The organism is Paracoccus sp. FO-3 (genome assembly GCF_006386455.1).
Taxonomy (GTDB): domain Bacteria; phylum Pseudomonadota; class Alphaproteobacteria; order Rhodobacterales; family Rhodobacteraceae; genus Paracoccus; species Paracoccus versutus.
Window position 1 is genome coordinate 1 of record NZ_VCBQ01000054.1, and the last position, 12203, is coordinate 12203.

Here is a 12203-nt window from a genome sequence, read left to right on the forward strand (position 1 = left end):
CAGAGCCCCCCGCCCCACCCCGCGAAGAATGCGCTGCATCCGAAGTACTCCCATTGCTCTGGAAGCAGAGCGACAATGGCGACGGCCCGCTCGTTCTTCCATGCGCTGCTCGGCGACCACGGGAACGCTGTTTACGGTGATGGACCGAGATCCAGCGCTCCAGCAATATCCCGGCTGATCGCTCGCCTTGCCAAGACCAAAAGATGCCCGCAGGCCACCAAAGCGGCGACGCAGCCCCTGGCGACGCCGGCAAGGGATGAGCGCCCGAAAGAACACCCTCGGTTTCATCCGGGCAACCCGTGCCGGGCGTATGAGCATCCTTGCGAAGGCCCCGCCGGGCCCAGGCATCCGGCCAGGCGCTGCCTTTTTCCTGTTCAAGCCGCCAGGCAGGCAGAAGGGGTAACATGAAATTCTCGCTCAACCCGCCGCCATCCTTGGGATCAGGTGCGAGTCGCGGCGTCCATCCCCGCGGCAAGGCTGGAAAGCCGCGCAGCCGCGCGGCCCGGCGGTTTTTGCATTGAACGTCCGGCCCGCTTGCGCCTATCGTCCGGCCTGACCGACGAAAGGATGAGGTTCATGGCGATTCAATCGGTGGGCGTGATCGGCGCCGGGCAGATGGGCAACGGCATCGCGCATGTCTTTGCGCTGGCGGGCTATGACGTGCTGATGACCGACATCTCGCGCGAGGCTCTGGACAAGGCCCTGGCCCAGATCGACCACAATCTGGAACGCCAGGTCAGCCGCGGCAAGGTCTCGGCCGAGGACAAGGCCGCGGCGATGCGGCGCATCGCCACCACCATGACCCTGGCCGATCTGGGCAAGACCGACCTGATCATCGAGGCCGCAACCGAACGCGAGACCGTCAAGCAGGCGATCTTCGAGGACCTGCTGCCGCATCTGAAGCCCGAGACCATCCTGACCTCGAACACCTCGTCGATCTCGATCACGCGGCTGGCCAGCCGCACCGACCGCCCCGAGCGCTTCATGGGCTTCCACTTCATGAACCCCGTGCCGGTCATGCAGCTGGTCGAGTTGATCCGCGGCATCGCCACCAACGAAGAGACCTACAAGGCCCTGGTCGAGGTGGTCGAGAAGATCGGCAAGACCTCGGCCAGTGCCGAGGATTTCCCGGCCTTTATCGTCAACCGCATCCTGATGCCGATGATCAACGAGGCGGTCTATACGCTCTACGAGGGCGTGGGCTCGGTCAAATCCATCGACCAGTCGATGAAGCTGGGGGCCAATCATCCGATGGGGCCGCTGGAACTGGCGGATTTCATCGGGCTGGACACCTGCCTTGCGATCATGAACGTGCTGCACGAGGGGCTGGCGGATACGAAATACCGGCCCTGCCCGCTTCTGGTGAAATATGTCGAGGCGGGCTGGCTGGGCCGCAAGACCGGGCGCGGCTTCTACGACTATTCCGGCGAGGAGCCGGTGCCGACGCGCTGAGATCGGGGGCTTTGCCCCCACGCCTCAGGCGCCCCTTGATGGGGCGCATGAGACGTTCCCCCAGGATATTTCCACACGGAAGAAATTCAGGGCTTCCGGCCGATCCTGGGCTCGGTTCCGGCAAGGATGCGGGCGATGTTGGCATGGTGGCGGATGAAGATCAGCACCGCCATGAAAGCCGTCACCGCCGCCATGCGCGTCCCGTCCAGCCCCAGGGCAACGAAGGGCGTCAGCGCCGCCGCGACCAGCGCCGAGAGCGACGAGATCCGGCCGGCCAGCGCCGTCAGCAGCCAGATGCCGCAGGCCGCGAGGCCCAGCCGCCAGTCCAGCGCCAGCAGCGTGCCGAGGAAGGTGGCGACGCCCTTGCCGCCGCGAAAGCCCAGCCAGACCGGGAACAGATGGCCCAGGAAGGCCGCAGCACCCGCGACCAGCGCCGCGTCGGGGCCGGCCAGCCAGCGCGCCAGCAGCACGGCGATCGCGCCCTTGCCGCTGTCCAGGAGCAGCGTGGCCAGCGCCGCCGGCTTGTTGCCGGTGCGCAGCACGTTGGTCGCGCCGATATTGCCCGAGCCGATCCGGCGCAGGTCGCCCAGCCCCAGCGCGCGGGTGATGACGATGCCGAAGGGCACCGAGCCCAGCAGGTAGCCGATGACGGCCCAGAGGATCAGGCTCATGCGTCCTCTCCGAAGACGCGGCGGCCGGCGACCCAGGTGCCCAGCACCCTGCCCTCCATCCGCGCCCCGTCGAAGGGGGTATTCTTCGACTTGGACAGCAGCGTGAAGCGGTCCAGAACGAAGGGCGCGTCCGGGTCGAACAGCACCAGGTCGGCCGGCGCGCCCGCCGCGAGCCGCCCGCCCGGCAGGCCCAGCCGCCGCGCCGGATTGAGCGACATCGCCCGCCACAGCTGCGGCAGGCTCAGCCCGCCCTGGTGGTAGAGCCGCATCGCCGCCGGCAGCAGCGTCTGCAGCCCCACCGCGCCTGGCGCCGCCTCGGCAAAGGGCAGGCGCTTGCTTTCCTCGTCCTGCGGCGTGTGGAAGCTGGCGACGACGTCGATCAGCCCCTCGGCCACCGCCTCGACCATGGCCAGCCGGTCGTCCTCGGCACGCAGGGGCGGGGTGAAGCGGAAGAAGGTGCGATAGCCGCCCACGTCGTATTCGTTGAGCGTCAGGTGGTGGATCGAGATGCCGGCACTGACGTCCAGCCCGCCTTCGCGCGCGCGCCGCAGCGCCGGCAGGCTGGCCGCGACGGTGATCTGGTCGGCGTGATAGCGGGCGCCGGTCATCGCCACCAGCGCCAGGTCGCGGTCCAGCCCCATCACCTCGGCCATGGGCGAGACCGCGGGCAGGCCGTAGAGCGAAGCGAACTTGCCGCCGGTCGCCGCGGCGCCCTTCGACAGGCCCGGATCCTGCGGATGGCCAACGATCAGCGCGCCGAGGCCGCGGGCATAGGTCATGCAGCGCGACAGGAGCCGCGTGTCCGCGACCACCCGCACCCCGTCGGTGAAGGCGACGGCGCCCGCGTCCTGCAGAAAGCCCATCTCGACCATCTCGCGCCCCTCGCGGGCGCGGGTCAGCGCCGCCATGTGGCGGATGTTCACTGGCGCGTCGGCGGCGCGGCGGGTGGCGAATTCCAGCGATTCCGGCGCGTCGATCGGCGGCAGCGTGTCGGGGCGGGCGATCACCGTGGTCACGCCGCCCGCCGCCGCCGCCCGGCCGGCGCTGCGGAAGCTTTCCTTGTGCCGCTCGCCCGGCTCGCCGATCTTGACGCCCCAGTCGATCAAGCCGGGGGCAAGGCACCTGCCGCCGCAGTCGATCAGCTCGGCGCCCTGCGGGGCATCGGCGCCCAGAGCCTCGATCCGGCCGTCGCGAACGGTCAGCGAGCCCTCGCCGACCGATTGCGCCTCGGGGTCGACCAGGCGGGCATTGTGGAAGTGCAGGATCATGCCATCATCTCCGCCGCCTTGGCGCCGCGCTCGGCGCGCAGGTTGCGCGCCAGAAGGTCCATCGCCGCCATGCGCACCGCGACGCCCATCTCGACCTGGTCCTGGATCACCGAGCGGTTGATGTCGTCGGCGATGGTGCCGTCGATCTCGACCCCGCGGTTCATCGGGCCGGGATGCATGACGATGGCATCGGGCGCCGCCAAGGCCAGCTTTTCGGCATCCAGGCCCCAGCGGTGGTAATATTCCCGTTCCGAAGGGATGAAGCCGCCGTCCATCCGCTCTTTTTGCAGGCGCAGCATCATCACCACATCGGCGCCCTTCAGCCCCTCGCGCATGTCCTCGTGGACCTCGCAGCCCCAGTCCCGCGCGCCCGAGGGCATCAGCGTCTCCGGGCCGACCAGCCGCAGCCGGTTCTCCATCTTGCCCAGCAGGATCAGGTTCGAGCGCGCCACCCGGCTATGGGCGATGTCGCCGCAGATCGCCACGGTCAGCCGGTGCAGCCGGCCCTTGGCGCGGCGGATGGTCAGCGCGTCCAGCAGCGCCTGGGTCGGATGCTCGTGCCGCCCGTCGCCGGCGTTCAGCACCGCGCAATTCACCTTCTGCGCCAGCAGGTCCACCGCGCCCGATTGCGGATGGCGCACCACCAGCAGGTCGGGATGCATGGCGTTCAGCGTCAGCGCGGTGTCGATCAGCGTCTCGCCCTTCTTCACGCTGGACAAGGCCACCGCCATGTTCATCACGTCGGCGCCCAGCCGCTTGCCGGCCAGCTCGAAGCTGGATTGCGTGCGGGTCGAGGCCTCGAAGAACATGTTGATCTGCGTCATCCCCGCCAGCGCATCGGAATGCTTCACCGTGCGGCGGTTCAGGTCGACATAGGTCTCGGCAAGGTCGAGAAGCGTGGTGATCTCGGGGGGGGCGAGCGGCTCGATCCCCAGAAGGTGGCGGGCACGGAACATGGCTTGGTCCCCAAGGTCGCGGTCGCGCCTTCTATGGCAAATGGCGGGCCGGGCGGCAAGCAGCCCCTTGCCTTGGCGCGGATTTTGCCGCATCGCGAAAACATGCGTGAACAGATCGGCCTTGTCAGCTTCGTCTCCTCGGGTCCGGGCGACCCCGAACTCCTGACCCTGCGCGCCGCGCGGCTGCTGGCCCAGGCGGACGTGGTGCTTTACGACGACCTCGCCTCGGGGCCGGTGCTGGAGCAGGCCGGCCCGCAGGCCGAGCGCATCCCGGTCGGCAAGCGCGCCGGCCGCCCCTCGGCCAAGCAGGAACATGTCAACGCCCTGCTGGTCGAACATGCGCAGGCGGGCAAGCATGTGGTGCGGCTGAAATCCGGCGATTCGGGCATCTTCGGCCGGCTGGAAGAGGAGCTGGCGGCGCTGCGCAGCCACGGCATCCCGTTCCAGATCGTGCCGGGCGTGCCCTCGGCCATGGCCGCGGCCGCCGTGGCCGGCCTGCCGCTGACCCGCCGCCAGACCGCGCGCCGGCTGCAATTCGTCACCGGCGCCGACGTGACCGGCGGCCTGCCCGAGAACCAGAACTGGGCCGCCCTGGCCGATCCGCGCGCCACCACCGTCGTCTTCATGGGCCAGCGCACCTTCCCGAAGATGGCGGCGCTGCTGGTCGAAAACGGCCTGCCCGCGGACACCCCGGCCCTGCTGGCCGAGGCGGTGGGCCATCCGCACCAGCGCCTGGTCCGCACGACCGTGGCGGCCCTTGCCGAGCAACTGGCAACCGAAGGCCCCAGCCCGCATCCGGCGCTGATCCTCTACGGCCCCTTGGCCGAGGGGAACTAAGGCCCTTCTCCGTTGCCCAAATACCCAATATTGCACCCGCGCCGCCAAGAGCTATTCTGGCCGCTGAAAGAGGGACCGCCATGCTGGGTTTCGTCACCATCCAGGACCAGACGCCGGGCGCCGGCGACCGGCTGCTGACCGCCACGGCCGAACGGCTGGCCGCGGCCGGGATGCGGCTGGCCGGCGCGGTGCAGATCAATACCGAAATCAGCCCCGGCTGCGATTGCGACATGGACCTGCGCATCCTGGGCGACGACGGCCCGCTGGTGCGCATCACCCAGTCGCTGGGCATGGGCTCGCAGGCCTGCCGGCTGGATAGCGGGGCGCTGGCCCAGGCCGTCGCCCGCACCGAATCGGTGCTGGACCGCGGGGCCGAGCTGATGATCGTCAACAAGTTCGGCAAGCAGGAATGCTTCGGCCGCGGCTTTCGCGACACCATCGCCCGCGCCTTGGCCGCGGGCATCCCGGTGCTGGTGCATGTGCCCGACGAACAGCTGCCGGGCTTTCGCGACTTCGCCGGCGACCTGGCCGAAGAGTTGCGGCCGGACCAGATCGACGACTGGTGCCGCGCCCGGCTGGCGGATTCCGCCGCATGACCGTGCAGATCGACGCGCGCGGCCTTCTGTGCCCGCTGCCGGTGCTGCGGCTGCGCAAGCGGCTGATGGCGCTGCCCAGGGGCACGCGGGTCACGCTGCTGGCCACCGATCCCGCCGCGGTGATCGACGTGCCGCATTTCTGCGCCGAATCCGGCCACCGGCTGATCGCCCGGCGTGAACTCGCCCCCGGCGAGACCGAATATATCGTCGAGCGCGGCCCCGCCTGCGCCATCGCCGCGGACTGATGCTGGCGATCTTCCTGAAGACCCTGCCGTTCTTTCTGGTCATCGGCACGGGCTGGCTGGCCGGGCGCACCCGCTTCTTCCCGGCCGAGGCCACCGGCTGGCTGACGAAATTCGTCTTCTACTTCGCGCTGTCGGCCATGCTGTTCCGCTTTGCCGCGACGCTGGACGTGGCAAGCCTCTTCGACCCGGCCTTCGTGCTGGCCTATCTTTGCGGCTCGGCCGCGCTTTGGGCGCTGGGGTTTGCCGTGGCGCGCTGGCGGCGCCAGCCGCTCGTCGCCGCGGCGATGGAGGCGCATACGGCGATGACCGGCAACACCGGCTTTCTGGGCGTGCCGATGCTGGTCGTGCTGCTGGGCGAGCGCGCCATCGGCCCGGTGCTGATGGTGCTGACCATCGACATGGTGGTGTTCTCGACGCTGATCACCCTGATCGTCACCGCGGCAAGGCAGGGGCGGGTGCGGGTTTCGACGCTGTGGCCCTTGCTGCGCGGCATCGTCTCGAACCCGATGATCGTCTCGATGCTGGCGGGGCTGGCCTGGGCCGGGCTGCACCTGCCGATGCCGGGGCCGCTGGACGAGTTCCTGGCGCTCTTGGGCGCCTCGGCCACGCCGGGGGCGCTTTTCGCCATCGGCGCCAGCCTGGCCGGCCGCGGTGCGGCCGAGCGCATGGGCCCGGCGGCCTGGCTCAGCTTCGCCAAGCTGGTGCTGCATCCCCTGGCGGTGGGCATCGCCGCGCTGGCGGTCTTCGGGGTCGAGCCCTACGCGGCGGGGGTGATGATCGCCGCCGCGGCGCTGCCGGTGGCAGGCAACGTCTATATCCTTGCGCAATATTTCGGCACCGCGGTCCAGCGCGTCTCGGCCGCCATCCTGATCTCGACCGCGGCCAGCATCGCCACGGTTCCCGTCGTCATTCACTGGATCACGAAAGGCTAGACCATGCAGGATCTGCGGCTGAACAACCTGCTTTGCGCCATGGACGGGGACGGCATCGCCACCGTCACCCTGAACCGGGCCGCCAAGCGCAACGCGCTGAACGCCGAGACCATCGAGGAACTGGTCGCGGTGTTTTCCGCCCTGCCCGCCTCGGGCGCCCGCGCAGTGGTGCTGCGCGCCGAGGGGCCGCATTTCTGCGCCGGGCTGGACCTGGTCGAACATGGGCGCGAAGACCGCAGCCCCGCCGAGTTCATGCGCATCTGCCTGCGCTGGCACGAGGCCTTCAACAAGATCGAATATGGCGGCGTGCCGGTCATCGCCGCGCTCAGGGGCGCGGTGGTCGGCGGCGGGCTGGAGCTGGCCTCCTCGGTCCATATCCGGGTGATGGACGAGACCACCTATTTCGGCCTGCCCGAGGGCCAGCGCGGGTTGTTCACCGGCGGCGGCGCCACCATCCGCGTGCCGCGGCTGATCGGGCAGGCGCGCATGGTGGACATGATGCTGACCGGCCGGCTCTATTCCGGGGACGAGGCGGTGCAGGTCGGGCTGGCGCAATACCGCGTGACAGACAGCGAGGCCATGGCCTACGACCTCGCCCGCCGGGTGGCGCAGAACACGCCCTTGTCGAATTTCGCCGCCTGCTCGGCCATCTCGCACATGCAGAACATGTCGGGGCTGGACGCCGCCTATGCCGAGGCCATGGTCGCCGGCATCGTCAACACCCAGGACGCGGCGCGCGGCCGGCTGGACAGCTTTGCCCAGGGCACGGCGCAAAAGATCAAGCCGGGCGAGGAAGGCTGATCCCGCGGGGTTTCGGCCGCAAGAAACGGATCGCGGCCGGGCGGTGACGGCGCCATGACTTTCCGAAACCGGCCGAAGGGGCCGGAAGGAAGGAAACCCATGCCCGCACCGCCCGCCGCCAATCGCCCGATGACGCCCGTGGAATGGGGACTGCTGCTGGCCCTGGCCGCGGTCTGGGGCGGGTCGTTCTTTTTCAACGCCGTCGCAGTGCGGGAATTGCCGGTGCTGACCGTGGTCGCCGCACGGGTGGCGCTGGCCGCGCTGATCCTGCTGGCCGTCCTGCGCCTGCGGGGCGAGCGGATGCCGCGCGGCCGCGCAGCCTGGACGGCCTTCCTGGGCATGGGGCTGCTGAACAACGCCATCCCGTTTTCGCTGATCGTCTGGGGACAGCAGCACGTCGCCTCGGGCGTGGCCTCGATCCTGAACGCCGCGACGCCGCTTTTCACCGTGATCCTCGCCCATGTCCTGACCCGCGACGAACGCATGAGCGGCGGCAAGCTTGCCGGGGTGCTGGTCGGCTTTGCCGGCGTGGCGGCGCTGATCGGCGCCGATGCACTGCACGCCTTCGGCACGCAGGTCGCGGCGCAGCTTGCCTGCCTGGCCGGGGCGCTGTCCTATGCCCTGGCCGGCATCCATGGGCGCAGGTTCCGCGCGATGGGCATTGCCCCGATGACCGCCGCCGCCGGGCAGGTGATCGCGTCCAGCCTGGTCCTGCTGCCGCTGGCGCGGCCGTCGACCGGCCATGGACGCTGGCGGCGCCCAGCCCGGCGGCCGCCCTGGCGCTGGTCGGGGTGGCGGGGATTTCGACGGCCCTGGCCTATGTGCTGTATTTCCGCATCCTCGCCACGGCGGGGGCGACCAACCTGCTGCTGGTGACGTTCCTGATCCCGGTCAGCGCCATCCTGCTGGGCACGCTGTTTCTGGGCGAAGCCCTGCAAGCGCGCCATTTCGCCGGCATGGCGCTGATCGGCCTGGAGCTGGCGGCGATCGACGGGCGGCCGTGGCGGGCCGCTGCCCGGCGCAGGCGGGCCGGCTGAACCCATCCGCCCGGATCACAGCCAGCCCAGCAGGCGCCACCACAGCCAGTCCAGCGGCATCAGCACCAGGAAGGTCAGCACCGCCAGCGGCACGGTGATGCGCAGCACATGGCCCAGCTTCTCGCTCGAAAGCTGCATGGCCAGCACCAGCGGCCCGACCTGATAGGGAAAGATCACCGTGGCAAAGCCGACCACCTGGGTCATCAGCACCGCCTTGAGCGACAGCCCCGTCGCGGCGGCCAAGTCCGGTGCCATGGGCGTCAGCACGGTGGGCACGCCGGGATTGGTCGTGACCAGCCCCATCAGCCCCGACATCGAGGTCAGCGACAGGAAGTTGACGAAGCTCGCGCCCTGGTGCAGCGGCAGCCAGTCCTGCAAGACCCCGCCCAGCACGCTGCCCAGCCCCGAGGCATTGACCACCGCCCCCAAGGCCAGCGCCCCGGCGACGAACAGCACCATGCCGAAATCGACCGAGGCGTTGAACTGCTTGGGCGGCACCGCGCCCAGCCCCGGCATCAAGAGCAGCGCCGCCGTGGCGATCCCGATCCAGGCCGGGCCGACGCCGTGCAGCCGGTCCGTCATCCACAGGGCCAGCGTGGCGGCCAGGATCAGCGCCACCCTCCGCTCCTGCGGCGAAAGCGGGGCCCGCGGGGTGGCCTCGGCGCTGCCGGCCTCGATCCGGTCCGGGAACAGCGCGACGATCAGCGCCACGGTCAGCGCCGATTTCGCGATCCCCAGCACCGGGTAATGCAGCAGCAGATAGGACATGTAGCCGAAGGTGACGCCGTGCTGCCCCTCGGCCGCGCCGGCCAGGATCATGTTGGGAATGTTCGAGGGCAGGATGGCAAAGCTGGGCATGTTGCAGGCCAGGGTCAGCGCCACCGCCAGGCCGATGCGCCCGTTCGAGCCCTTGTGCAGCCCCAGCCGTTCCGCCAGCGCCATGCCGACCGGCACCAGCACCACCGCCCGCCCGACCGACGAGGGCATGACGAAACCCAGCGCCATCGCCGCCAGCGTCATCACCGCCACCAGCCGCAGGTAGCTGCCGCCCGCGAGCGGCGCCAGCACCCCGGCGATCCGCCCGCCCAGCCCCGAGCCGGTGATCGCCGCCCCGATCACGAATCCCGACACGATCAGCCAGACCGCGGCCGAGCCGAAGCCGGCAAAGACCAGCTCGGGTGGTGCAAGGCCGGGGATCAGCACCGCGGCAAAGAAGATCAGCGAGGTCAGGAAGGGCGGCACCAGCCCGGTGCTCCACAAGGCCAGCGTGACCAGCACCACGGCGGCATTGCGGCCCAGCGGCTGCGGCACCGGCCCGACGGCCAGCAGGACGGCCAGGACCAGGCTGGCAAGAAAGACAAGGGGACGGGTGGAAAGCTTCATGGCGGCGCCTGAACAGGGGAACGGCGCAGCCTAGACAGAAGCCGGCCCCCTGCGTAAGTTCGCCATCATGACAAAAGATGTCGATGATCCGCCAATCCTGCGCTTCGACCCCAGCGGCACCGCCTTTATCCTGGATCCCGCGCGCCCGGTGCTGGCGCATGGGCGCGACCTTGCGGCGGGCGCGCATGTCGCCCCCCATGCCCATCCGCGCGGCCAGCTTTTGTGGGCGGCCGAGGGGCTGTTGCGGCTTGGCGCCGAGGACGGGGTCTGGCTGGTGCCGCCCGGCTTCGGCATCTGGATCCCCGGCGGCACCCGGCATGAGATGCGCGTGGTCTCGCGTCCCGGCACCGGGGCGCGGACGCGCAACCTTTACGTCGATCCCTCCTGCCCGGTGCGGCCCAAGGGGAGGGGCTGCGAGGTGCTGCCGATCTCGGCCCTGCTGCGCGAGGTGATCCTGCGCATGGCGGCCGAACGGGACGCCGGTCGCCTGGCCCGGCTGGGCGCGGTGGCGCTGGACGAGATCGCGGCGGCGGCGCCCGCGCCTCTCGACCTGCCGGGCGGGCAGGATCCGCGGCTGCGGCGGCTGACGGCGCATCTGGGGCGCCATCCCTCGGACCCGCGGCCGCTGCCGCTGCTGGCGGCCGAGGCCGGGGCCAGCCCCCGCACCCTGGAACGGCTGTTCCGGGCCGAGACGGGCCTGTCCTTTCGCGACTGGCGCAGCCGGGTGCGGCTGCTGGCTGCCGTAGGCCGGCTGGAGCGCGGCGAAAGCAGCACCACCATCGCCCATTCGCTGGGCTATCGCAGCGCCAGCGCCTTCGTCGCGGCCTTTCGCAGCCATTTCGGCGTCCCGCCGCAAAGCTACCTGCGCAACCGCGCCAGCCCCCCGCCGGAGGGCGCGCAAGCTTGACTGCCCGCCCAGCGGCCGCGCCGGTCAGTCCACCGGGCGGATCAGCTTTCGTTCCAGCACGCGCAGCACGGTGGGCAGGTCGTGCCCGCGCTTGAGGATGCGCCCGTCCATGCCGATCACCGCATATTGTCCCTGCGCCTGGCGCAGCCGGGGACGCTTTTCGATGCGATAGAGCGGATGCTCGGCCGCGCGGCGAAAGATCGAAAAGACCGCCATGTCGCGCAGGAAGGACATGGCATAGTCGCGCCATTCGCCCGCCGCGACCATCCGGCCGTAAAGGGACAGGATGACGCCCAGTTCGGCCCGGTCGAAGGCCACGCGATCATGCTCGGACGGGAAACCGAAGGGCGCATTCATCATGAAGGAATGGTGACACCGCCCCGGCGCGCAAGCAACGAAAAAGGGCGGTCCTACGCCGCGCCCCGCGCGATTGTGGCCTAGAGGCCCGCCCGCCGGCGCCCGGCCATGCGCGCCAGCGTGCCGTCGCGCCACATGCCCTCGTGCACGCCGACCATGACGACATGGCCCGCGATCAGCGCCAGAAGCAGCCAGGCCATCTCGCCATGCAGCGCCTCGCCCAGGCCGACCATCCAGCCGACCGGCGGCTGCTGGGCCGGGAAGATCTGGAAGCCGAAGGGGGCAAAGGCCCGCTCGCCGCCATAGGCGCGCAGCAGGGCCGCGACCGGCACCAGGACCATGACCAGATACAGCGCCAGATGGCCCAGCCGCGCCGCCAGCCCCCAAAGGCCGGGGCCGTGATCCGGCCGGCGGCCGCGGTTCGCCACGGCCCAGACCACCCGCAGGACGATCAGCAGGAACAGCACCGTGCCCACCGGCTGATGCGAGCCGACGAAAAAGGACACCAGCGGCGTGCGGCCCAAAGCCGCCCGCAGCCCCATGCCGAGGAACTGCCACAGCATCAGCGCGGCAATGCTCCAATGCAGCAGGCGCGTCACCTGGCCATAGAGCTGCTCGGTATCGCGCAAGGGCAAGGATCTGGGGGGCATGGTTCCGGGTGCAAAGTTGACTAAATTCCTTAGTGACATTATGGCCATGACCGCAGACGGGCAAGGCCCGCAATCCGGTGCCTGGGGTAACATGGTTGTCAGCTCTTCCTT

Annotated in this window: 15 protein-coding genes; 9 read left to right on the plus strand and 6 right to left on the minus strand. The window is 70.0% G+C overall.

All coding sequences use genetic code 11. The features are described 5' to 3' along the window. Nucleotides 1-576: 576 nt before the first annotated feature. A complete protein-coding gene (locus FE811_RS15455; RefSeq protein WP_036760325.1) occupies nucleotides 577-1452 on the plus strand; it encodes a 3-hydroxybutyryl-CoA dehydrogenase in 876 nt (291 codons plus the stop codon). A gap of 86 nt (nucleotides 1453-1538) precedes the next feature. On the opposite strand, the gene plsY is transcribed toward FE811_RS15455, so the two are convergent. From plsY to FE811_RS15470, 3 genes are read right to left on the minus strand one after another with little or no spacing between them, the layout of a single operon-like run. Continuing rightward, nucleotides 1539-2123, minus strand: coding sequence for a glycerol-3-phosphate 1-O-acyltransferase PlsY (plsY, locus tag FE811_RS15460; RefSeq protein WP_036760315.1), 585 nt, complete (start codon nucleotides 2121-2123; stop codon nucleotides 1539-1541). Continuing rightward, nucleotides 2120-3391: a dihydroorotase gene (gene pyrC, locus FE811_RS15465; RefSeq protein WP_036760314.1), complete on the minus strand. Its 1272-nt coding sequence runs from the start codon at nucleotides 3389-3391 to the stop codon at nucleotides 2120-2122. Before pyrC ends, plsY begins: the two co-directional genes overlap by 4 nt. After that, nucleotides 3388-4347, minus strand: a complete 960-nt coding sequence (locus FE811_RS15470; RefSeq protein WP_116223289.1) for an aspartate carbamoyltransferase catalytic subunit — start codon at nucleotides 4345-4347, stop codon at nucleotides 3388-3390. The genes pyrC and FE811_RS15470 overlap by 4 nt, the downstream gene beginning before the upstream one ends. 102 nt (nucleotides 4348-4449) lie before the next feature. Here FE811_RS15470 and cobA point away from each other — a divergent pair, with 102 nt between their 5' ends. From cobA to FE811_RS28300, 7 genes are all read left to right on the plus strand, one after another. Further along, nucleotides 4450-5184 carry a uroporphyrinogen-III C-methyltransferase gene (cobA, locus tag FE811_RS15475; protein ID WP_072461159.1) on the plus strand — a complete coding sequence of 245 codons (735 nt, stop codon included), beginning with the start codon at nucleotides 4450-4452 and terminating at the stop codon, nucleotides 5182-5184. A gap of 80 nt (nucleotides 5185-5264) precedes the next feature. Next, on the plus strand, nucleotides 5265-5780 hold the full coding sequence (locus tag FE811_RS15480) for a DUF2478 domain-containing protein (RefSeq protein ID WP_036760312.1): 516 nt from the start codon (nucleotides 5265-5267) through the stop codon (nucleotides 5778-5780). Beyond that, nucleotides 5777-6025 carry a sulfurtransferase TusA family protein gene (locus FE811_RS15485; RefSeq protein WP_072461131.1) on the plus strand — a complete coding sequence of 83 codons (249 nt, stop codon included), beginning with the start codon at nucleotides 5777-5779 and terminating at the stop codon, nucleotides 6023-6025. Before FE811_RS15480 ends, FE811_RS15485 begins: the two co-directional genes overlap by 4 nt. Continuing rightward, nucleotides 6025-6957 carry an AEC family transporter gene (locus FE811_RS15490; protein ID WP_116223102.1) on the plus strand — a complete coding sequence of 311 codons (933 nt, stop codon included), beginning with the start codon at nucleotides 6025-6027 and terminating at the stop codon, nucleotides 6955-6957. The genes FE811_RS15485 and FE811_RS15490 overlap by 1 nt, the downstream gene beginning before the upstream one ends. Before the next feature lie 3 nt (nucleotides 6958-6960). After that, nucleotides 6961-7758, plus strand: coding sequence for a crotonase/enoyl-CoA hydratase family protein (locus FE811_RS15495; RefSeq protein ID WP_116223103.1), 798 nt, complete (start codon nucleotides 6961-6963; stop codon nucleotides 7756-7758). A gap of 99 nt (nucleotides 7759-7857) precedes the next feature. After that, nucleotides 7858-8634, plus strand: a complete 777-nt coding sequence (locus tag FE811_RS15500; protein ID WP_255469744.1) for a DMT family transporter — start codon at nucleotides 7858-7860, stop codon at nucleotides 8632-8634. After that, nucleotides 8550-8795, plus strand: coding sequence for a DMT family transporter (locus tag FE811_RS28300; RefSeq protein WP_255469745.1), 246 nt, complete (start codon nucleotides 8550-8552; stop codon nucleotides 8793-8795). The genes FE811_RS15500 and FE811_RS28300 overlap by 85 nt, the downstream gene beginning before the upstream one ends. 15 nt (nucleotides 8796-8810) lie before the next feature. Here FE811_RS28300 and FE811_RS15505 read toward each other — a convergent pair whose 3' ends face one another. Next, nucleotides 8811-10178: an SLC13 family permease gene (locus tag FE811_RS15505; protein ID WP_116223105.1), complete on the minus strand. Its 1368-nt coding sequence runs from the start codon at nucleotides 10176-10178 to the stop codon at nucleotides 8811-8813. A gap of 67 nt (nucleotides 10179-10245) precedes the next feature. Between FE811_RS15505 and FE811_RS15510 the strand changes: the two genes are divergently transcribed. Next, a complete protein-coding gene (locus FE811_RS15510; protein ID WP_116223106.1) occupies nucleotides 10246-11085 on the plus strand; it encodes a helix-turn-helix domain-containing protein in 840 nt (279 codons plus the stop codon). Between the two features lie 24 nt (nucleotides 11086-11109). On the opposite strand, the gene FE811_RS15515 is transcribed toward FE811_RS15510, so the two are convergent. Next, nucleotides 11110-11442 carry a DUF2794 domain-containing protein gene (locus tag FE811_RS15515; RefSeq protein ID WP_036760319.1) on the minus strand — a complete coding sequence of 111 codons (333 nt, stop codon included), beginning with the start codon at nucleotides 11440-11442 and terminating at the stop codon, nucleotides 11110-11112. Nucleotides 11443-11522: 80 nt separating this feature from the next. Next, complete coding sequence (locus tag FE811_RS15520; RefSeq protein WP_036760306.1) at nucleotides 11523-12092, minus strand: cytochrome b; 570 nt, start codon at nucleotides 12090-12092, stop codon at nucleotides 11523-11525. Nucleotides 12093-12203 lie beyond the last annotated feature (111 nt).

Coding starts and splice junctions, on each gene's coding strand:
- FE811_RS15455 (WP_036760325.1), top strand. CDS start 577: ATGGCGATTCAATCGGTGGGCGTGATCGGCGCCGGGCAGATGGGCAAC.
- plsY (WP_036760315.1), bottom strand. CDS start 2,123: ATGAGCCTGATCCTCTGGGCCGTCATCGGCTACCTGCTGGGCTCGGTG.
- pyrC (WP_036760314.1), bottom strand. CDS start 3,391: ATGATCCTGCACTTCCACAATGCCCGCCTGGTCGACCCCGAGGCGCAA.
- FE811_RS15470 (WP_116223289.1), bottom strand. CDS start 4,347: ATGTTCCGTGCCCGCCACCTTCTGGGGATCGAGCCGCTCGCCCCCCCC.
- cobA (WP_072461159.1), top strand. CDS start 4,450: ATGCGTGAACAGATCGGCCTTGTCAGCTTCGTCTCCTCGGGTCCGGGC.
- FE811_RS15480 (WP_036760312.1), top strand. CDS start 5,265: ATGCTGGGTTTCGTCACCATCCAGGACCAGACGCCGGGCGCCGGCGAC.
- FE811_RS15485 (WP_072461131.1), top strand. CDS start 5,777: ATGACCGTGCAGATCGACGCGCGCGGCCTTCTGTGCCCGCTGCCGGTG.
- FE811_RS15490 (WP_116223102.1), top strand. CDS start 6,025: ATGCTGGCGATCTTCCTGAAGACCCTGCCGTTCTTTCTGGTCATCGGC.
- FE811_RS15495 (WP_116223103.1), top strand. CDS start 6,961: ATGCAGGATCTGCGGCTGAACAACCTGCTTTGCGCCATGGACGGGGAC.
- FE811_RS15500 (WP_255469744.1), top strand. CDS start 7,858: ATGCCCGCACCGCCCGCCGCCAATCGCCCGATGACGCCCGTGGAATGG.
- FE811_RS15505 (WP_116223105.1), bottom strand. CDS start 10,178: ATGAAGCTTTCCACCCGTCCCCTTGTCTTTCTTGCCAGCCTGGTCCTG.
- FE811_RS15510 (WP_116223106.1), top strand. CDS start 10,246: ATGACAAAAGATGTCGATGATCCGCCAATCCTGCGCTTCGACCCCAGC.
- FE811_RS15515 (WP_036760319.1), bottom strand. CDS start 11,442: ATGAATGCGCCCTTCGGTTTCCCGTCCGAGCATGATCGCGTGGCCTTC.
- FE811_RS15520 (WP_036760306.1), bottom strand. CDS start 12,092: ATGCCCCCCAGATCCTTGCCCTTGCGCGATACCGAGCAGCTCTATGGC.